This window comes from Amycolatopsis nigrescens CSC17Ta-90 (genome assembly GCF_000384315.1).
GTDB classification, from domain to species: domain Bacteria; phylum Actinomycetota; class Actinomycetes; order Mycobacteriales; family Pseudonocardiaceae; genus Amycolatopsis; species Amycolatopsis nigrescens.
The window spans coordinates 7418653-7437759 of the sequence record NZ_ARVW01000001.1; the positions used below are offsets into that span (position 1 = coordinate 7418653).

Consider the following 19107-nt stretch of genomic DNA (forward strand, 5'->3'; position numbering starts at 1 on the left):
CCGTCTCGGACGGTTGTGACCGGTGTTCAGCGAATCAGCCTGGCGACCGTCTCCGCGACGCACGCCGGCTTCGCTTCGCCCTCGATCTCCAAGGTCCACCGCACGACCGCCTGCACCCCGCCGGTGACGTCGGTGACCTCGGTCAGTTCCGCGCCGGCCCGCACCTTCGAGCCGACCTTCACCGGCTGCGGGAAGCGGACCTTGTTCAGCCCGTAGTTGATCCCCATCGACAGGTTCTCCACCCGGTAGATGTCCTTGCCGAAGAACGGGATCAGCGAAAGCGTGAGGTAGCCGTGCGCGATGGTCGCGCCGAACGGGCCCGCCGCGGCCCGCTCGGTGTCGAGATGGATCCATTGGTGGTCGCCGGTCGCGTCGGCGAACAGCTGCACCTGCTCCTGGGTGATGGTGTGCCAGCCGCTGTAACCGAGGTGTTCGCCGACCACGCCCGCGAACTCGTCCACTCCGGAAAAAACCCGCATCGCTTCGCCCCCTAGTCCCTCGGCCCGCCGGCGGCGTAGATGACCTGGCCGGAGATGAACCCGGCGCCTTCGCTGACCAGGAAGGAGGCAAGGTGGGCGATGTCCTCGGGCTCGCCGACCCGGCGCACCGGGATCTGCTCGGCGGCGGCCTTCTTGAAGGTCTCGAAGTCCATGCCGACCCGCTCCGCGGTCGCGGCGGTCATGTCGGTGGCGATGAACCCGGGGGCGATCGCGTTCGCGGTGACGCCGAACTTGCCGAGTTCGATGGCCAGCGTCTTGGTGAAGCCCTGCATGCCGGCCTTGGCCGCGGAGTAGTTGACCTGGCCGCGGTTGCCCAGTGCCGAGACGCTGGACAGGTTGACGATCCGGCCCCAGCCCTGCTCGGTCATGTACTTCTGCGCGGCGCGGGTCATCAGGAAGGAGCCCTTCAGGTGCACGCCGAGCACCGAGTCCCAGTCCTGCTCGGTCATCTTGAACAGCAGGTTGTCCCTGGTGATCCCGGCGTTGTTGATCAGCACGGTGGGCGGGCCGAGCTCGTCGGCCACCCTGGTCACCGCGGTATCCACCTGCTCGGCGTCGCTGACGTCGAGGCCGACCCCGATCGCCTTGCCGCCGCCGGCCACGATGGCCTCGGCGCCCTGGCGTACACCGTCTTCGTTCAGGTCGAGCAGTGCGACCGCGAAGCCGTCCGCGGCCAGGCGTTTCGCGACCGTGGCGCCGATACCGCGGCCGGCTCCGGTGACGATCGCGACGCGGGAGTGGGACTCGGTCACGGGGACCTCCTCTTCATTGAGAGACACTGAGAGTGCTAAGCAAGCGCTTAGAAAACTACTCGCCGCCTCCGTCGCGCGTCTGTGGCCTACGTCACTTCACCAGTTCGGGTGCGTGCACGACGGTGGCGCGCCGCAGCAGTGGCACCGCGAGCGTGGCGACCGCCAGCAGCTCGTTCACGGCCATGCCGCGCTCCACCAGTCCCAGCGGGAGGAGCTGCCACCACGGCGGGCCGCCGGTCGCCATGATCCCCACCGCGACCAGGATCGCGCCGAACCAGAGCAGCGAGGTGACCGCGAGGAACTGGGCCAGCCGCCGCCAGAGCAGCGAGTGCCGGAAGACGATGCGGGCGGCCAGCAGCACCGCGACCGGCAGGCAGACGAAGCCGACCACGCTGGCGATGCGGTGCACGTTGCCGCCGGTGCTCGGTCCGATCGCCCAGTTGTGCTTGGGGAAGACGATCACCACCAGCAGGCTGACCGTCCACAGTGCACCCAGCAGGACCGCGAATGACCGGACCGGCAGTAGTTTGTGGCGCACCAGGCCCGCGAACGCGGCCGCCGAGCCGAGCGCGACCAGCAGCACGGCCAGGTCGAAGATCCACTTGTTGGAGCTGAGCGCGTACTCGCTGATGGTGCGCCGGACCGGGTTGATCCGGTCGGTCGGCGGCAGTATCTGGAGCAGCAGGATCAACGCCGCGCCGAGGGCCAGTGCGGCCAGCCCCATCGCGGGCAGGGTGATGGAGCGCGGTGGCGCCGGGTCGGACGTCATGATCCGATGTTACGGAGCGGGTTGTTTGGTCCGCCTGAAAGTTTTCGTGCACCCCCGGCAAGCCACCCCGCTCTTCCGGTGAATCCGCCGGGTCGTGCCCCCGAATCGCTGACCAGCGGTTTTAGCTTGGTGACATGACACCCATGGAGTCCACCACCAGAACAAGGGAACTCGGCATCGCGCTGCGCGGCATTCGCGAGGACGCCGACCTGACCGGCGACGAGCTGGCCAAGATGCTCGGCTGGTCCCCGAGCAAAGTCTCCCGCCTCGAACACGGCAAACGCCTCCCGTCGGAGGTGGACATCGCACTGTACGTGGCAAGTTGCGGCGTCCTGCGCGAGAAGCTCGAGGAGGTACTGGAGCTGGCGAGGGCCACTGACCGTGGCTACTGGGTTCGCCCACACAATGAGCGCTTGCCGGATGAGCTGCATTCGCTGACCGTGCAGGAGAACATCGCCACTGCAATCTCGACCTACAACCCGATCTTCATCCCTGGGCTGTTGCAGACGAAGGACTACGCGGACACGCTCTTCCGGCGTGCCGGGCTGATTCCCGAAGACGGGATCGACCTACGGGTGCACACGCGCATGCGCAGGCAGCGGGTGCTCGCCAAATACGATGCGCCTCGGTTCGTCTGCTGCATTCACGAGCATGCGCTGCGGACCATGGTGGGCGGTCCTGAGGTGATGCACGGCCAGATCATGCGCCTGCTTGAGGTATTCGAAAGTTCCAACTGCCAGGTCTGGGTCCTGCCCCGCTCGGCGAACTCGTTCAGCGCGGTGGGTTCGGGTTTCCGGGTGATGTCGTATACCGACCATCGTCCAGTGGCATACGAAGACACCCGCGCCGCCGGTGTGTTCTTCGATATGCCCGGAGATGTCGCGATGTACCGCCAGGTTTTCACGAAGGTCACCAAGGAGGCCCTCACTGGTGAACAATCGCGGCAGTGGCTTGCCCGCCTGGCAAACGAATACGACCGCATGGAGTGATCTGATTGCCCCGAGCGGTGTGGCGGACGCCCTCCCTGGCAACCCTTCCCGACCACTGGGCTTTTCCTGGGCATTGTGCTTCACTGGGGGCATGCCCAGAAAAAGCCCAGCCGTGGAGGACGTCGCTGCGGGAGTGCAGCGGCTGCTCAAACGCGGTTTGCCGGTGACCTCGGCTGCAGTGGGTGAGGTGCTACTCGACCTGCGGGGGATCGTCGCGCGAGCAGCCGATCCCGGCGACGATGCGAGCCGCACAGCGGCTTTGGACGGCACCCTGCGCGGCTTGCTGGCTCGGTTGGATGATGCCCGTTATGCGTCCGCGGCGCGGGCGTTGTTCGGGCTGCCGCCGGCCGAGCCTGGGCAGAACCTCACGGTTCGCCGGGAGCTTGCTGCAGCGCAGGCCGGGCACGAGGTACATCACTTTCGCAAGCGGGTCGAGCCGAAGCTGATCGAGAAAATCGCCTGGGAGCTGTTGGCTGATGCGGATCGATTCACCCGGTCGGCGATGATCGCCCCGCGGTTGGCTCCGACCACGAACCGGCAGCCGGTTCCGCCCGACCCGTTCGCTTGGGAGGTCGCCGAGCACGAGGAGCAGTTGACCCGACTGTGGTCGGCGATCTATGCCACTCGCGCCGAGTTGCTGGCCGTCGAACGATTGATCAGCTTGGATGCCGATCGAACGGACATCATCACCACGGCGGTGACCGCCGCCTGGCGGTGGGCCGTCGCCCGCGCGGAGGCAATCAGCTACTGCACCGCGTTCGCACCTGAATCGGAGACTTCGCCCGACGAGTTGGTCGCCTTAGCCGGCTGGACCCCTGCCCTGACAGCGGCGCAGGCGTCCAGATTGACCGAGGCCGCCGCCGGCGGTGCCGGCCGCGAGGAGTTCACCGCTGCGCTGCATGGCGAGACCGGGTTGGGCAACGCCTGGGTCGGCGGATTTCTCACCCCGCCGATCGCGACAGAATTCATTCCCGAGCAGGAGAACGGACCAATTTCGTGACCGGCACTTTCACCAATCCCGCTCTGACCGTCGCGATAGAGGCGGCGGCTGCTGGCGATCCTCGTCGTTATGTCATCACCGGCGGTCCGTCGTCGGGCAAAGACGACCTGATCGCGGCGATCCAGGGTGCCGGGATTCCTTGCATGGCCGAAGAGCCGGGGCGTGAGATCTACCGCAAGCACCGCGAACGACTCGGCCGGCATCTGCGCCGGGAGGACCGCCGCGAGTACTCGTTGGAGGTGCTGGAGGCCTTTGTCGCCGAATACGCCGCACACAAGCACGGGATCAGGTTCTACAACCGTGGTATACCGGACGGCTACGGCTGGGATGCATTCTTCGGCCTGCGTCCGACGCCGCAGTTAGAGGAGGCGACGCGGCTCTATCGGTACGACACGATTTTCGTGCTCGATCCACTGGACACCTTCGAGGACCCGGACGACATCGTCTGGGCGAAGGACCGCGAGATCCGTCGTGTTCACGAACTGATCGTGCAGGGCTATTTCGACGCCGGTTACGAACCAGTGTTCGTCGCGCCCGACTCGGCGGCGGCCCGGCTTGATTTCATCTGCTCCAACTTGCGCCTGCCCAAACCAAGCCGAGGCGCGTGACCGTTACAGACCAGCGCACAATACGAGTTGGGAGCGTGATGACGTTGAGCCGCAACGGGAGACCGTCGCTGCTGCTCTCGCCCAACAGTGTGCTAGCCAACTCACTGCTGCGCTCAATCGACATCCTGCGGCCCCGAGTGTTGGCGGCGAGGCCGGCGCGGATCGAGTTCGTTGTAGGCACTCAGATCAATGGCGCCCCGCATCTCGGGACGAACCTGGTGCAAGCTGCGGCGTTCCTCTTGGCGAAGATCGCCCGCCGCGAGTTCTCCATCGACACCACCGTTCGGTTTGGCGCGTTGGACAACGCTCCCTACGACGTGGTGCTCGCCCCGGAAACACATAGCGCCTACCAGCAAACCTACTTCCACGCGCTGGGTAGGGATGGCATTGGTGAGCTGGTCGAGCGCTACTACCGGGCATTCTTCGACTCCGTCTCGGACGCCACGGGCACCGACTACGCGGTGGAGACTTACACCGATCAGCAAGCCGGCCCAGGATTTCGGGCCGAGTTCCTACGCACCCTCGAGCGCGGGAAGACATCCGCTGGTGGATGGCCCCCTCACACGGCGTGGTGCATATCCGCATCCCCTGCCCCGAGTGCGGGTGGGCGGAGAAGCGTGCTGACCGCACCAAACTCGCTCACCTTGACGAGGACGGCGCGACGTTCGACGCGGTCTGCTTCGACCACGGTCCTTACAAGGCGCACATCGACCCTGAAGACGATCAGCCCTACCTGGACCTGGCCACGCTTTACCGGAACCTGGTCAAGGAACGTGCGCTCGGCCGGGATGCCAGCACGCTGCATGTGATGATGAAGGGCGGTGACTGGACCTTCGGCTGCCAGCTTGTCGACGGCGCCCTGGGGGCGCTGGACACCCCGCCGGGACGGATGCCGTCCCGAATCTTCACACCACAGGTGCTGGCCCCGACCGGAGCGAAGCTGTCCAAATCGCTGCTGCGGGAGCAGGGTAGGAACGTTCTGCCCGCCGATGTCGAACCTTGGATGCTCGACACCACCGCATGGCCCGGCTCGGTTGACGACTACGTCGATGCGTTGGTCTGGCTGGTCGGCGAACTGCTGGCTGACCCTAAGCACTTCTTCCGTTCGTTCACCGTCAAGGAACTTGGCCGACTCATGACCGCACGCCCCGCAGAACCCGTTGTCCGTGCCCACGAAATGGGCATCTACAAGCGCTACTTCGACCTCATCGCGACCGGGCGCAAGACCACTGAGATCCGGGTCAACGACTCCAGCCGCCGGAAGATCAAGGAAGGCTCGCTGATCCGGTTTCGCTGCCAAGGTGACCAGGTGCTGACCCGTGTCACCCGCATCGCCCGCTATGCCAACTTCGGCGACATGTTCGCCCATGAAACAGTCGCCTCGGTCAACCCGCTGGCAACCAAACAGGAGCAGTTGGCCAACATCCGCCAGATCTACCCTCCTGAACGTGAAGCCCTCGGCGTCGTCGCAATCGGCATCGAACTTGTCGACCCACCCCGCCCGACTTGACAACGCGGCTGGCTCACGAACTCGCGGCAGTGGCTTGTCCGCCTGGCAAACGAGTACGACCGCATGGAGTGATCTGATTGCCCCGAGCGGTGTGGCAGACGAGCAGCCCGCGCGCTGTGCGCACGTGTCCCGGGTTTGTGTACGCGGGCGGAGGCGTTGTGCCAGGGTGGGTAGGGGAGGGATCGCGGATGATTCTTACGTTCAGCCGGAGCGACAAAGGGGACCGGCGGGCTTTCGTCGTCGCCTGCGCGTTGATGTGCGTGGTGACGGTGGCCGTGGTGGCCTTGCTGGTCGGCGTTGTGCAGGGCGTGACCTGGTTGATCGTGGCCGGGCTGGTGGTGGCGCTGCCGGCCGCCTTCGGCGCGGGGCAGGCCAGTGCCCAGCACGCGGCGAGCCTCCGCGAAGGCTGACTCTGGGGGAGTCACCTCGGTTCAGGACGGCCGTCCGCCGGGCTGCCAGTTGTGGACTTCTATGGCGGCGTACCGGTCCGGGGTCAGCACGGCGCGTGCCGCGTCCGGGCCGGGCGCCCGGACCAGTGCCGCCGTGCCCAGCCAGCCGGTGCCGTCGTCGGACAGCAGTGGCCCGTACGCGATCAGTCCGTCGTTCTCGGGCGGCACGGTGAGATCGGCGGGCTGCCCCTCGCCGAGGCCGAGCACCAGGTACCGGTTGCCACCCGTCCGGCTGCCGGGGAAGTCCCACATGGTGCGCCCCAGCGTGTTGCGCCACCGGCGCAGCAGCACGTCCCGGTACACGCCCGCCTGGTAGTTGGGCTCATCGAAGGCGAACGCACGGGCGGCGGCGGGATCCGGCAGGTCGACGATGTGCACGCTGCCGGTGGGCATACCGCCGTCGAGAGTCGGCCCGCGGGCGATCATCTCCGCCGCGTACCGGTCCATGTACGACCAGTGCCCCTCCGACAACTCGTCGCGCAGCCCCACGGACCCCACCCGATCCCGGTGGTAGCAGAAGAACTCCATGCCCCCAGTCTTCCAGCCGGCCGTAGGTGCGTGGCCATTCCCGGTGCATACGGGATAGTGACCGGTCGGCACTGGTCGTGACGGATGGAGCAGGGCTGTGAGTGATCCCGTGTGGGAGGTCGCCGACCGGTTGCCCGGATGTTCACCCGACAGAAGACCAACCTCCGAGACTGACGCCGGTGAGGTCTGGGAACAGCTCGGGTTCGAACACGTCCGCGGCGGCCTGTTCACGCTCGACCTCAACCTGACCACTCTGAACGAGCACCTCGACCGGCTCCGCAAACACCACGAGTGATCCCGCCACACCTCCGTCCAAGCGGATGTGAGACGTCGGCGCAGCACAGGTCCACCAACTGCCGCGATTTGGAGATCCCACCACCACCATCTCGCTACGATGCGTGTTCCGCGACCGGTCGATGACGGCAGGTGATCATGAACCCGTGGCTGCAAGCCGGGCTGTCCCTGCTTGTCGGTCTGCTTACCGCCGGGGGCGCCTGGATCGGGGTCCGGCACTCGGTTCGCGGCAACGACCGCGCCACCCAGCAGCGGGAACTGGCGGCACAACGCGAGGAATGGTGGCGGCGCTTCACCTGGGCCGCAGAGCTCGCACGGGACCGGTCTATGGCCAGCCGCACCCTCGGTTTGGAGCTACTCACCGCGCTTGCCCAGTCTGACCTGACCCAACATGACGAATGGCAGTTGCTGGACGTCTTCCAACAGCGTGTACTGGAGGAGATCCTGGCAGGCCAAGACGACCTACCCGTGACAGACGAGGGGCAGGCGGAACAAGGATGAGCAGGCCGCCGCAGGTCACGGGGGAGCAGATCGCAGCCGCACGGCTGAGGATCGTGCTCGACCAGAAGTTCGGTCGCGAGACACCCGACGTTGTTCAGCAAATCTCCGCCATGACCATCGCAAGTCCTGCAGATCAGCAGACCCTCGGAGCCTCACAACCCACAACCACTGCCGCAAGCGGCGACACCGAGACATCAGCCACCCGATGGCTCCCGGAAGGCCCACCCACGACTGATCGCACACCGTCGGAGACTCGCAAGCACTTCATCGAGTTCCAGAAGGCCCTGTTGTCTGCGAGGGCTGCAATAGAGAAGCGGGAAGACCCCCAGACTGCCCGCCAACAAGCCCAAGAACGCCCCGCAGAAGAACGGCCTTCGTCCGCCACATCACGACGGCGAGAGGCATAGTCCGTTCTCGCTGAGAATTACGTCATCACAGAGACACCACCGAATGCGCGACACAGCAACGAGCCAACCGTGACAACGCGGAAGGGGTGGCAACCGAATACGCCAGAAACGGGCCGCGCGGCTGAGTAACTGCTGGTCAGCCGTCCTCTGGCTACTTCTCGAAGATGGGGACTAGGAGCCGACCCAGACAATTACGAGAGATCGAAAGGGGCGGGGGAGTGGCCTTCCCAGATCTGGCGGGATGCCTGTTCGGGGTAGGGCAGGGTCTTCGACTCGGTGTCCAGGACGCGGGTGAGGTGCCCGCCGGGCCGGTGGGCGGACCAGCCCGCGTCGCCGGTGGTGACGAAGCGGACCCATGCCTCCTGGAGTTCGCGGGAGAGCGCGACGGCCTCGGGAGTGGGCTCCTCGCCGATGAGCTGGGTGCCGACGGGGCTGTCCAGCGTGCCGAACGCCAGGGGCACGTCGAGGCTGTGGCAGGCGCCCAGGATGCCGCCGAGGGCCGGGGCAACCCAGCCCAGTTCGAACAGGTACGAGGTGCCGCCGGCTGCCGCGTTCGCCTCGGCCAGCTTCTGTGACGGCATGCGGAAGAGGGCGTCGGAGTACACCGTCTCCACCAGCTCCTCCGGGCCTGCCTGCGGGAACGCGGCACGGTAGGCCCGCGCGCCGTCCGGCTGCGGGGCGTGCAGTTCCAGGGCTGCGTGGGCGTCCTCCTCGGTGAAGGTGCCGTACCGTCCGCTCATGACGCTGAAGTACCGGAATTCGTCCCGGGTGTGGCCGACGAGCAGTTCGGTCCCGCTTGCGCGCGCGCCGGCCAGCGCGGGCCAGGGCGTTTCCGGGAGGACCTCGCCGTCGACGACGGGGCACAGCGCGGTGCCGGTCTCCGTGAGGCGTCCCCAGCTCTCCCGGTGCGCGTGGAGGCCGGCGTTGAACGAGGTGAGCTCGGCGGCCAGGTGCCATGGGTCGATGTCGCGCAGGGCCTCGGCGGTGGGGGCCGTCGCGCCGAGCCGGTCCGCGAACGCGGCGGTGACCTGCCGTGCCAGCGCCGGGGTGCTGTGCAGCCCCGGCACCGAATGGGCGATGGCCCGCCGGAACAGGCCGCGCGCGGACTTCAACGTCAGCAGGGCGGCGACCGAGCCCGCCCCGGCGGACACCCCGCCCACGGTGACCCGGCCGGGGTCGCCTCCGAAGGCGGCGATGTTGCGCTGCACCCACTCCAGCGCCGCGATCTGGTCGAGAAATCCGCGGTTGGGCGGCACATCGTCGAGGAACGCGAATCCCTCCGCGCCCACGCGGCAGTTGATGGTCACCACGACGACTCCCGCCTCGGCCAGCGCTGCCGGGTCATACATCGGGTCGCTCGACGCCGCTGAGAGGTAGCCGCCCACGGGGATCCACACCAGCACCGGCAGTCCCGCCGCGCCGGGATCCGGAGTGCCGACGTTGAGCGTCAGCCAGTCGGTGCCCTGCGGGGGCACGTCGATCGGCAGGGACAGCGGCACCACGGGGCCGAACTCGACCGCCTGCCTCGTCTCCTCCCAGCGGTGCGGCGGCGCGGGCGCGGCGAAGCGGAGCGCTCCGACCGGGGGCTGGGCGTAGGGGATGCCGCGGAACACCGCGTGCCCCTGCCGCCGGCGCCCCTGCACCACGCCTTCCGTGGTCCGTACCTTTGGCTGTTCGGACATGACGGTTCCTTCCCTCGAGTGGACCCAGGATTATGGGTCAGGTGTATTATGTCAACTGTATTGGAACCGTCTCGGGGTACGAGGGAGGGACCGGCGATGCCGAAACAGGTGGATCACCGCGGACGCCGCGAAGTGATCGCCCGCGCACTGTGGCGGGTGGTGGAGCAGCGCGGCGTTACACAGCTGACGATGCGCGTGGTGGCGCAGGAGGCGGGCATGTCACTCGGGCAGCTGCAGCACTACTTCGCCTCCCGGACGGCCATGCTCTCCTTCGCCATGGATTTCGCGTCCGAGCAGACCTCGGTGCGCGTACACCAGGGGCTCGAAAAGCTCGGTGACCGTCCGCACCCCCGTGACGTGCTGCGACTGACGCTCGCGGAAATGCTCCCCCTGCATGCCGACGCCCGCGCGACCAGCTGGATGAGCGCCGCCTACGTCCTGGAGGCGCTGCACGACGAGGCCGTGCACGAGCAGGCGCGTCACGGCCTCGTCCAAGGGCGGGCTCTCGTCGAGCAGTTGGTCCGCCAGGCGATCGCCGACGGGCACATCGACTCCGGCCGCGACCCGGCGACCGAGACCAACCTGCTCCTCGCCCTCACCGGCTTCACCTCCCTGATCGAACTCGACGTGATCAAGCCCCAGGACGCGCTCGCCGCGATCGACGTGCATCTGGACCGGCTGTTCAGGAGTACGTGACCTGCCCTCGGACACGGGGGCAGGTGGGGTAGCACTTCAGCTGGACCAACAACGCCAGCAAATGCTGTTCGTGCTGCGTTCTGCCGCGAGCCCACGCGATCTTGTCCGGAGAAGGCGTGAACGCCTCGGCCAGCTCGCGCACCGACACCGCACGCTTGAAGCGCGGATAGGCCGTGCGATCAACCGACGCCAAACCGACACCCCAGCAAGATCAACTACCCGGCCCCGAGCACCTTAGTCAGACTGGCTCCCGCCCCGACCCACCCCGATCAGCGGCGACGGGGCACTTCGCGTCGTAGGTCGAGGGACCAAGCCGTCCGTTGACACAGCGAGCTGACGCCTTGAGCCGAGAACGCCCCCGAACTCTGACGACGGCTGGTACCGGTGGCCCCTCCCCGTTACTTCGGCCGAGCGGGAGGTTGGCTGACGACCGCCAGAAGGCTTGCGACCAAGGGGTTTTGGTCGTTCTTCCGCCAGGCGACGGCGACTCGGGTGCGGGGAGCGCCGGGTTCGATCCCGCGGAAGGCGACGCCTTTGAGACGGATGCGCCGGATGCTCGCCGGGGCCAGCGAGACACCGAGGCCGGTTTCCACCAGGGCGCAGACGGTCTGCCATTCGACCGCGTGCTGGGCGATCCGGGGCGTGCAGCCGGCCGCGGCGCAAAGGCCGATGATCTTGTCGTACAGCTGAGGGCCGGCCGCGCGGGGCAAGAGCACGAAGGGCGAGTCCGCCAAGTGTGCGAGGGTGACCGTTCGTTGAGCGGCCAGCGGGTGCGTGGACGGCAGGACGGCCACGAAGGGCTCGGTCAGCACGGTCTTGAAGTTGAGTTCCGCCTCGTCGGTGGGCGGCTCGCGCAGCAGGCCGATATCGATGGTCTTCTCGCGCAGGGCGGCGATCTGCGGCGCTGTGGTCATCTCCTCGATGTCCAGGTGCACGTGGGGAAAGCGGTCGCGGAAGGCGCGCAGCAGATCGGGCAGGACGGTCAGCGCGAGGGAGGCGGCGAAACCGATCCGCAGGCGGCCGGCCTGGCCGCTGCCGATGGCTCTGGCCGCGGCCAGGCCGTTCGTGAGGTCGGTGAGCGCCCGTCGGGCAACGGGCAGCAGCTCCCGGCCGGCGGGGGTGAGGGTGACGCGCCCTGGTTCGCGGTTGAACAGCGGGTGGCCGACCTTGCTCTCCAGGCGGCGGATCTGCTGGCTCAGCGGTGGCTGTGCGATGCCCAAGCGGGTGGCTGCCTGACCGAAGTGGAGTTCCTCCGCGAGCACGACGAAGGCATGCAACTGCGGCAAGGGAAGTTCCGGACGCTCCATACGCCTAGAGATATCAGACCATGCCGTTACTTGTATTAGACGTATTCGCGCTGGTCACTTAGCGTTCGGCGGATGACAGAGCGGCGTGCGATCCTCAGCGGCTCGGCCTTTGAGGAGCAGATCGGTTATGCCCGTGCCGTGGTCGACGGCGACTGGGTGCATGTGTCCGGGACGACCGGGTTCGACTACACCACCATGACGATCTCCGACGACGTGGTGGAGCAGGCCGAGCAGTGCCTGCGCAATATCGACGACGCGTTGTCCGAGGCGGGGTGCACTTTCGCCGACGTGGTGCGGGTGCGGTACATCCTGCCCGACCGGGACGACTTCGAGCTCTGCTGGCCGGTTCTGCGTCGCTGCTTCGGCGAGGTGCGGCCGGTCGCCACGATGCTCATGTGCGGCCTCGCCGACCCCCGCATGAAGATCGAGATCGAGGTGTACGCGCGGAACAGGCGCTAGCGGCGTACGCGGGGTGCGGACACGGGTCAGACGGCGTGGCCGCGGCGTTCGAAGACGACGTCGCGGGCGGTGTGCAGGGCCGTTTCGATGGCGCCGGTGAGGGCGGCTTCTTCGCCTAGTTCGCCGGGGACGATCCGGGGCTGGACCGGGATGGCGTTGGCGAGGGCGCGTTGCAGGGGCGCGGTCAGCAGATCGGTGTTCTTGCCGACGCCGCCGGCGATGACCACCAGCTCCGGGTCGATCACGGCGGCCACCGAGCAGATCACGAAGGCCAGCCGGGCCGCCTCTTCCTCCACCGTGGTCAGTGCGCGGGTGTCGCCTTCGCGGGCCAGCCGGAACACGTCCTTCGCGGTCTTCACCTCGGTGAGGCCCTTCGCGACCGCGCTCTCCACCACCGAATGCGCGGCGGCCGCCGACTCCAGCATGCCCTGGCGCTGCCGGTCGAGGTCCAGTTCCGGCGCGCCACCGGTGGGCCAGCCGTAGGGCAGGTAGCCGATCTCGCCGGCCGCCCCGTGCGCGCCGCGGAAAAGCTTGCCGTTGACGATGATGCCCATGCCGATCCCGGTGCCGACGGTGACGCAGACGAACACGTCCACCCCGCGCGCCGCGCCGGCCTCGTGCTCGCCGACCGCGGTCAGGTTCGCGTCGTTCTCCACCACCATCGCCGTGCCGAGCACCTGCTTGAGCTCGTTGAGCAGGCCCTTGCGCTCCCAGCCCGGCAGGTTCGGCGCCTGCTTCCAGGTCGCCGACCGCGGATCGGGCACGCCGGGGCTGCCGACCACGGTGGTTACCACGTCTTCCTTCTTCAGCCCGGCCTTGGCGACGGCGGCATCCGCGCAGTCGCGCACGGTGCGCACCAGCGCGGTCGCCGAGCGCGCCCGGTTGCGCTGGTCCAGACGGGCGACCACGGTGCCGGAAAGATCCGCCACCGCGGCCCGGATCAACTGGCGGCCGATGTCGATGCCGAGCACGTGCCCGGCGGAGGGGTTGATCTCGTAGACCACCGCCGACCTGCCGGGACCGGCCAGTGTCCGGCCCGCGGTGCGGACCAGTCCGTCCTGCTCCAGATCCAGCAGCGCCTGGCCGACGGTGGGCTTGGAGAGCCCGGTGTCCGCGGCGATCCGCGGCCGCGTGGCGGCCCCCTGCCCGCGCAGCCATTCGAGCACCACGCGCTGGTTCAACTCCCGCATGTTCGCGGGCGTACCGACCTGCGGCGACCTGCGCACGTTCATCCCCTGCCTCCACGCCACGACTTGACACGAGTTTACGTCGCACCTCTTCCGGTGCGGCGGCTCATATGTTAAGAAACTTTACGAACTACTCCCCGGAGGCGCACCGTGAGTTCTCCCACCCGTTCAGGCGAACCTCATTCGCCAGGCACCAGGACCCCAGGGTTCCAGCGGCAGATCGGCCCGCTGCAGGCGACCGCGATCAACATGACGCAGATGTGCGGCATCGGGCCGTTCGTGACGATCCCGCTGATGGTCGCCGCGATGGGCGGGCCGCAGGCCATGTTCGGCTGGCTGATCGGCGCCGTGATCGCGCTCGCGGACGGGCTGATCTGGGCCGAGCTCGGCGCCGCGATGCCCGGCGCCGGCGGCACCTACATCTACCTGCGCGAAGCCTTCCAGTACCGCACCGGGCGGCTGATGCCGTTCCTGTTCGCCTGGAGCGCAGTGCTGTTCATCCCGCTGATCATGTCCACCGGGGTGATCGGGCTGGTCACCTATCTCGGCTACCTGGTGCCGGGGGTGGTCGACGCCAACGGTGACACCACCGCGCTCGGCCACACCATCGGCATCGCCGTGGTGGCGCTGGTGGTGTTCGCGCTGTACCGCAGGATCGGCCAGATCGGCAAGCTCACCACGGTGCTGTTCGCGATCATGCTGTGCTCGGTGTTCGCGGTGATCGTCGCGTCCTTCCTGCACTTCGACGCCGACCTCGCCTTCGGCTTCACGCCGGGCGCCTTCGAGCTGTTCGGCGGGCCGTTCTGGACCGGGCTCGGTGCCGGGCTGATGATCGCCATCTACGACTACCTCGGCTACAACACCTCCGCCTACCTCGGCGCCGAACTGCGCGAGCCGGGCCGGACGCTGCCGCGCGCGATCGTGTACTCGATCCTGGGTATCGCCGGGCTGTACTTCGTGCTGCAGCTCGGGGTGCTCGGCGCGGTGCCGTGGGAGAAGATCACCGAGTCCAGCTCGATCGCGTCACTGGTGTTCGAGCAGGCGTGGGGCACCGGAGTGGCCAAGGTGCTCACCGTGTTCATCGTGATCACCGCGTTCGGGTCGGTGTTCGCCGGGCTGCTCGGCGGTTCGCGGGTGCCCTTCGAAGCGGCCAGGGACAAGCTCTTCCTGCCCTGGTTCGGGCGGCTGCACCCGCGGCTGAACTTCCCGACCGTCGGGCTGTTCGCGATGGGCGGGATCACCGCGCTCGGCTCGCTGTTCACCCTCGCCGACGTGATCGCCATGCTCACCACGGTGTTCGTGCTGGTCCAGTCGGTTGCGCAGGTGGCAGCGCTGACCGTGCTGCGCCGGCGCCAGCCCGGCCTGCGGCGCCCGTACCGGCAGTGGCTCTACCCGGTACCGAGCATCGTGGCGCTGATCGGCTGGATCTTCATCTACTACCAGTCCGGTACCCAGCCGGTGCTGCTGTCCATCGGCTGGCTCGTCGTCGGGGTCATCGCGTTCCTGATCTGGGCGCGTGCAGAGAAAACCTGGCCGTTCGGTCCCAAGGAGATCCGAGAGTCCTATTTGGATGATCGGACGAAGGAGGTCGGAGCATGAGAAGGTCGTGGATAGCCCGGATGGCTGCCGGGGCGGCGGTGATCCTGTTGCCCACCGTGGTCACCGTGTCGGCGCCGGCCGCGGCAGAGCCGTCGGACCAGGCCGCCGCGCGGTCGGCCGAGCCGATCACGCTCGGCACCCAGGGCTGGCAGGTGCTCAGCACCGAGCTGGCGAAGCAGCCGGGGGAGCAGGTGTCCAGCCCGGACTTCTCCACCAAGGGCTGGCTGCCGGTCAAACCGGACGACGCCGGCGCGCCGGGCACCGAGCTGAACGCGCTGGTGCAGAACGGCGAGTGCCCGGACGTCTTCTACTCGGACAACATGCGCAAGTGCTTCGGGTACATGCCCAAGCTCGGCCCGGTGACCGTGCCCAGGTTCGCGGTGCCGTGGTGGTTCCGCACCGATTTCACCCCGCCGGTCAAACCGGGCCAGAGCGCCAAGCTGCTGATGCCGGGCGTGGTCGGCGAGGCGGACGTCTGGGTGAACGGCACCCTCGTCGCGGACCGGGAGACCGTCTCCGGGTCGCTGGCGTCGCGCACCCTGGACGTGAGCAAGATCGTCCGGCCGGGCAAGAACTCGCTGGCCATCAAGATGTACCCGAACGACCCGTTGAAGATGTTCACCCTGGACCAGGTGGACTGGGGCCAGATCCCGCCGGACAACAACACCGGCATCATGTTCCCGGTCAAGCTCCAGGTCTCCGACGAGCTGACCGGCGGTGGCTCCTGGGTCAAGCAGAACACCGCGCCGGACGGCAGCCGCTCGTCGCTGACGGTGAAGACGGAGGTCACGAACAACTCCGGCCGCGCGCAGCGGGCCGAGGTGAGCGCGAAGATCACCCCGCCGTCGGGCGGCAAGCCGATCGTGCTGAAGCAGCGGGTGTCGGTCAAGGCGAACAGCAAGCAGACGGTGTCGTTCACCCCGGAGAAGTACGGCGAACTGCGGATCGCCAAGCCGCGGCTGTGGTGGCCCTACGCCATGGGCGACCAGCCGCTGTACACCCTGAGCACGTCGGTTTCCCAGCAGGGCAAGGTTTCCCTCGGCTCGCAGAGCACCTTCGGCATTCGCAGCGTGAACACCCGGTTGGTCGGCAAGTCGCCGCAGGCGCCGGAGGGCTCGCGGATCTTCGGCATCAACGGCAAGGAGTTCGTGTTCCGCGGCGGCGGCTGGGCGCCGGATCTTTTCCTGCGCTACTCCAAGGAGAACGTGGCGCACCAGATCGAGCTGATCAAGAACCTCGGGTTGAACGGCATCCGGCTCGAAGGCCACGACATGCCGACCGAGTTCTACGAGCAGATGGACCGGGCCGGGATCCTGATCTACGGCGGCTTCATGTGCTGTGACGCCTGGCAGCCCGAGCCCGGCACCAAGCTGACCGAGCGCGACTACCGGATCATGTACGAGTCGGCGGTCGGCATCGCGCAGCTGGAACGCAACCACCCCAGCGTGTTCACCTACGGCTGGAGCGACAACGAGCCCACCCCGCGGCAGGAGAGCGAGACGCTGCGCGGGTTCGCCGAGAACGACTTCGACGTGCCGCTGATGGCTTCGGCGATGTACAAGAGCACGCCGACCCTCGGCCAGGCCGGGATGAAGGAGGGGCCGTACGACTGGGTGCCGCCGAGCTACTGGTACGACACCACGCACTTCGACCCGGACGACCCGAGCCGGCTGAACGTGGGCGGCTCATGGGGCTTCGACAGCGAGCAGAGCGCCGGGCACACCATCCCGACCATGGACTCGATCCGGCGTTTCCTTTCCCCGGAGGAACAGGCGAAGCTCTGGCAGGACCCGAAGTACAACCAGTACCACGCGAACTTCCAGACCGGCACCGAAGGCGGCTACCAGTTCGGCACGCTGAACGTGTTCGACACCGCGCTGGCAAAGCGCTACGGGCAGTGGTCCGATTTGGACTCGTTCGTGAAGCAGGCGCAGGCGGCGAACTACGAGAACACCCGCTCGCAGTTCGAGTCCTACATCGCGCATTCCACGGACAAGTCGAACCCGGCCACCGGGATCGTGTACTGGCAGCTGAACAAGGGCTGGCCGACCCTGCTCTGGTCGCTCTACAACTACGACGGTGACCAGCCGGGCGCGTACTTCGGTGCGCAGAAGGCCAACAAGCCGTTGCACGCCCTGTTCACCTACGACGACAACAGCGTCACCTTGAGCAACCTTGGCGGGGCCACCCAGGGCGAGTTGTCCGTGCGGGCGAAGGTGTACGACATCGACGGCAAGGTGCTCGACGAGCAGCAGGCCGGCGGGATCAGCCTCGGCTCGCAGGGCGTGCGCAATGCCGTGCTCAAGCCGAAGGTGCCGGCGACCACCCAGCCGCCGGCGAAGGCGCAGGTCTACTTCGTCGAGCTGGAGCTGAGCCAGCGCGGCAAGGTGGTGGACCGCAACGTCTACTGGCGCTCCACCCAGCAGGACGTGGTGGACTGGGAGAAGACCTACGGCAAGCCGCAGGCCACCCTTTCCCAGTACAGCGACCTTTCGGCGTTGCAGGACCTGCCGGAGGCGACCATCAGCGCGGTGGCGAAGACGCAGCAGAAGCCGGGACCGAACGGCGCGGACACCGAGACCTCGGTGACCGTGACCAACACGTCGAAGACCCCGGCGGTCGGTTTCTACCTGCGGGCGGACCTGCGCAAGGGCACCGCGGACGGCAAGGAGCTGCCCGGTGACAACCAGGTGGCCACCGCGACCTGGGACGACAACGCGGCCGTGCTGTGGCCGGGCCAGTCCCAGGTGCTGACCACCAGCTACCGGTCGGCGGATCTGAAGGGGGCCGCGCCGGTGGTGAGCGTGTCCGGCTGGAACGCCGCGAAGGTGACCGTCGCGGCGCCTGGCGGGACGGGTGCGCCGACGGTCGCGGCACCGGCCGGTTCCAGCGCGTCGGGCGGCTACCGCATCCCGGTACCGAACGGAACCAAGGAGTGACCGAACTGATTCTCGGTATCGACTTCGGTGGCACGAAGGTCGCGATCGGCCTCGCCGACCGGGCCGGCTCGATACTGGCGAGCCGCGTGCTGGACACCGACGCGGAGGCCGGCGCCCAGCAGGTGGTGGACCGGGCGCTGGCCGCGGCGGAGGGCATGCTCGCCGGCTACCGGCCGGGCCCGCCGGTGACCCCGCGCGGGATCGGGGTGGTCAGCCCCGGGATCGTGCTGCCGGACGAGATCCTGCTCGCCCCGAACGTCCCCGGCTGGCAGCGGCTCCGGCTGCGCGAACTGGTCAAGGCGCGGTTCGGTTCGGTGCCGGTCGCGGTCGGCACGGACGTCAAGGCGGCCGGGCTGGCCGAGGCGAGGTGGGGCGCGCTGGCCGGGGTGGATCCCGGCCTGTTCCTCTACCTCGGCACCGGCCTGGCCGCCGCGGTACTGGTCGGCGGCCAGGTGCTGACCGGGGCGAACGGGGCGGCCGGCGAGTTCGGCTACAACCTGCGCGGGTCGTCGGACACCGGCTTCTCCACCGGGGCGGCGCCGCTGGAGGAGGCCGTCGGCGGGCGGGCGCTCGGGCGGCGGGCGACCGAGCTGCTCGGCCGGCCCACGTCGGCCGGTGAGCTGTTCGGGTTGGCCAGGCACGACCCGGCGGCCAAGGAGCTGCTCGCCGACGCGCTGGACGAGCTGTCCGTGCACGTGGCGAACCTGGCCATCGCGATCGACCCGGCGCGGATCGCGGTGGGCGGCGGGCTGGTCCGCTCGGCCGGGGTGGTGCTGCTGCCACTTCGGCAGCGGCTCGCCGAGGCGGTGCCCTTCCCGCCGGAACTGGTCACCGCGCGTTTCGACCAGGACGGCGCCCTTCGCGGCGCCGTCGCACTCGCCCTGGGCGGGTAGCGACTGTCCCTCAAGGCCACCATAGGGGCGTTGGATGC

Annotated in this window: 20 protein-coding genes; 12 read left to right on the forward strand and 8 right to left on the reverse strand. The window is 68.0% G+C overall.

Annotation, left to right across the window (positions count from 1 at the left end):
• Window positions 1–26: 26 nt before the first annotated feature.
• The 3 genes from AMYNI_RS0135160 to AMYNI_RS0135170 form a co-directional block, all read right to left on the reverse strand.
• Entirely contained in the window at window positions 27–479 is a 453-nt protein-coding gene (locus AMYNI_RS0135160) for a MaoC family dehydratase (protein WP_020672802.1), read from the reverse strand.
• An 11-nt stretch (window positions 480–490) separates the two neighbouring features.
• Window positions 491–1252 (reverse strand): beta-ketoacyl-ACP reductase, encoded by a 762-nt coding sequence (locus AMYNI_RS0135165; RefSeq protein WP_020672803.1) that lies wholly within the window; start codon window positions 1250–1252, stop codon window positions 491–493.
• A 91-nt stretch (window positions 1253–1343) separates the two neighbouring features.
• Window positions 1344–2021, reverse strand: a complete 678-nt coding sequence (locus tag AMYNI_RS0135170; RefSeq protein ID WP_020672804.1) for a DUF998 domain-containing protein — start codon at window positions 2019–2021, stop codon at window positions 1344–1346.
• Window positions 2022–2155: 134 nt separating this feature from the next.
• Here AMYNI_RS0135170 and AMYNI_RS0135175 point away from each other — a divergent pair, with 134 nt between their 5' ends.
• From AMYNI_RS0135175 to AMYNI_RS0135200, 5 genes are all read left to right on the forward strand, one after another.
• Window positions 2156–3010: a helix-turn-helix domain-containing protein gene (locus tag AMYNI_RS0135175; RefSeq protein ID WP_245574081.1), complete on the forward strand. Its 855-nt coding sequence runs from the start codon at window positions 2156–2158 to the stop codon at window positions 3008–3010.
• Between the two features lie 91 nt (window positions 3011–3101).
• Complete coding sequence (locus AMYNI_RS49690; protein ID WP_169515792.1) at window positions 3102–4010, forward strand: hypothetical protein; 909 nt, start codon at window positions 3102–3104, stop codon at window positions 4008–4010.
• Window positions 4007–4618 (forward strand): AAA family ATPase, encoded by a 612-nt coding sequence (locus AMYNI_RS0135185; protein WP_020672807.1) that lies wholly within the window; start codon window positions 4007–4009, stop codon window positions 4616–4618. Before AMYNI_RS49690 ends, AMYNI_RS0135185 begins: the two co-directional genes overlap by 4 nt.
• Before the next feature lie 550 nt (window positions 4619–5168).
• Entirely contained in the window at window positions 5169–6128 is a 960-nt protein-coding gene (locus AMYNI_RS50345; RefSeq protein ID WP_245574082.1) for an ASCH domain-containing protein, read from the forward strand.
• Between the two features lie 188 nt (window positions 6129–6316).
• A complete protein-coding gene (locus AMYNI_RS0135200) occupies window positions 6317–6538 on the forward strand; it encodes a hypothetical protein (RefSeq protein ID WP_020672809.1) in 222 nt (73 codons plus the stop codon).
• A gap of 21 nt (window positions 6539–6559) precedes the next feature.
• Here AMYNI_RS0135200 and AMYNI_RS0135205 read toward each other — a convergent pair whose 3' ends face one another.
• Window positions 6560–7105, reverse strand: coding sequence for a YciI family protein (locus AMYNI_RS0135205; RefSeq protein ID WP_020672810.1), 546 nt, complete (start codon window positions 7103–7105; stop codon window positions 6560–6562).
• Between the two features lie 97 nt (window positions 7106–7202).
• Here AMYNI_RS0135205 and AMYNI_RS0135210 point away from each other — a divergent pair, with 97 nt between their 5' ends.
• Both AMYNI_RS0135210 and AMYNI_RS0135215 read left to right on the forward strand, forming a co-directional pair.
• The gene (locus AMYNI_RS0135210; RefSeq protein ID WP_157357579.1) at window positions 7203–7400 is read left to right on the forward strand and encodes a hypothetical protein; all 198 of its coding nucleotides are present in this window, start codon (window positions 7203–7205) and stop codon (window positions 7398–7400) included.
• A gap of 137 nt (window positions 7401–7537) precedes the next feature.
• The gene (locus AMYNI_RS0135215; RefSeq protein WP_040407656.1) at window positions 7538–7900 is read left to right on the forward strand and encodes a hypothetical protein; all 363 of its coding nucleotides are present in this window, start codon (window positions 7538–7540) and stop codon (window positions 7898–7900) included.
• 598 nt (window positions 7901–8498) lie between these two features.
• On the opposite strand, the gene AMYNI_RS0135220 is transcribed toward AMYNI_RS0135215, so the two are convergent.
• Window positions 8499–9989: a carboxylesterase/lipase family protein gene (locus AMYNI_RS0135220; protein ID WP_020672813.1), complete on the reverse strand. Its 1491-nt coding sequence runs from the start codon at window positions 9987–9989 to the stop codon at window positions 8499–8501.
• Window positions 9990–10085: 96 nt separating this feature from the next.
• On the opposite strand from AMYNI_RS0135220, the gene AMYNI_RS0135225 reads away from it, so the two are divergent.
• A complete protein-coding gene (locus AMYNI_RS0135225; RefSeq protein ID WP_020672814.1) occupies window positions 10086–10685 on the forward strand; it encodes a TetR/AcrR family transcriptional regulator in 600 nt (199 codons plus the stop codon).
• Here AMYNI_RS0135225 and AMYNI_RS48580 read toward each other — a convergent pair.
• Both AMYNI_RS48580 and AMYNI_RS0135230 read right to left on the reverse strand, forming a co-directional pair.
• Window positions 10672–10878 carry a DUF4158 domain-containing protein gene (locus AMYNI_RS48580; RefSeq protein WP_211225534.1) on the reverse strand — a complete coding sequence of 69 codons (207 nt, stop codon included), beginning with the start codon at window positions 10876–10878 and terminating at the stop codon, window positions 10672–10674. The two genes, AMYNI_RS0135225 and AMYNI_RS48580, sit on opposite strands and share 14 nt — an antisense overlap.
• Before the next feature lie 205 nt (window positions 10879–11083).
• A complete protein-coding gene (locus AMYNI_RS0135230; RefSeq protein WP_026361329.1) occupies window positions 11084–11992 on the reverse strand; it encodes a LysR family transcriptional regulator in 909 nt (302 codons plus the stop codon).
• A gap of 72 nt (window positions 11993–12064) precedes the next feature.
• On the opposite strand from AMYNI_RS0135230, the gene AMYNI_RS0135235 reads away from it, so the two are divergent.
• Complete coding sequence (locus AMYNI_RS0135235; RefSeq protein ID WP_020672816.1) at window positions 12065–12451, forward strand: RidA family protein; 387 nt, start codon at window positions 12065–12067, stop codon at window positions 12449–12451.
• 26 nt (window positions 12452–12477) lie between these two features.
• On the opposite strand, the gene AMYNI_RS0135240 is transcribed toward AMYNI_RS0135235, so the two are convergent.
• The gene (locus AMYNI_RS0135240; protein ID WP_020672817.1) at window positions 12478–13683 is read right to left on the reverse strand and encodes an ROK family transcriptional regulator; all 1206 of its coding nucleotides are present in this window, start codon (window positions 13681–13683) and stop codon (window positions 12478–12480) included.
• 105 nt (window positions 13684–13788) lie between these two features.
• On the opposite strand from AMYNI_RS0135240, the gene AMYNI_RS0135245 reads away from it, so the two are divergent.
• From AMYNI_RS0135245 to AMYNI_RS0135255, 3 genes are read left to right on the forward strand one after another with little or no spacing between them, the layout of a single operon-like run.
• Window positions 13789–15237: an APC family permease gene (locus AMYNI_RS0135245; RefSeq protein ID WP_026361330.1), complete on the forward strand. Its 1449-nt coding sequence runs from the start codon at window positions 13789–13791 to the stop codon at window positions 15235–15237.
• On the forward strand, window positions 15234–18176 hold the full coding sequence (locus AMYNI_RS46075) for a glycoside hydrolase family 2 protein (RefSeq protein ID WP_157357581.1): 2943 nt from the start codon (window positions 15234–15236) through the stop codon (window positions 18174–18176). The genes AMYNI_RS0135245 and AMYNI_RS46075 overlap by 4 nt, the downstream gene beginning before the upstream one ends.
• Entirely contained in the window at window positions 18173–19069 is an 897-nt protein-coding gene (locus AMYNI_RS0135255) for an ROK family protein (RefSeq protein WP_020672820.1), read from the forward strand. The genes AMYNI_RS46075 and AMYNI_RS0135255 overlap by 4 nt, the downstream gene beginning before the upstream one ends.
• Window positions 19070–19107 lie beyond the last annotated feature (38 nt).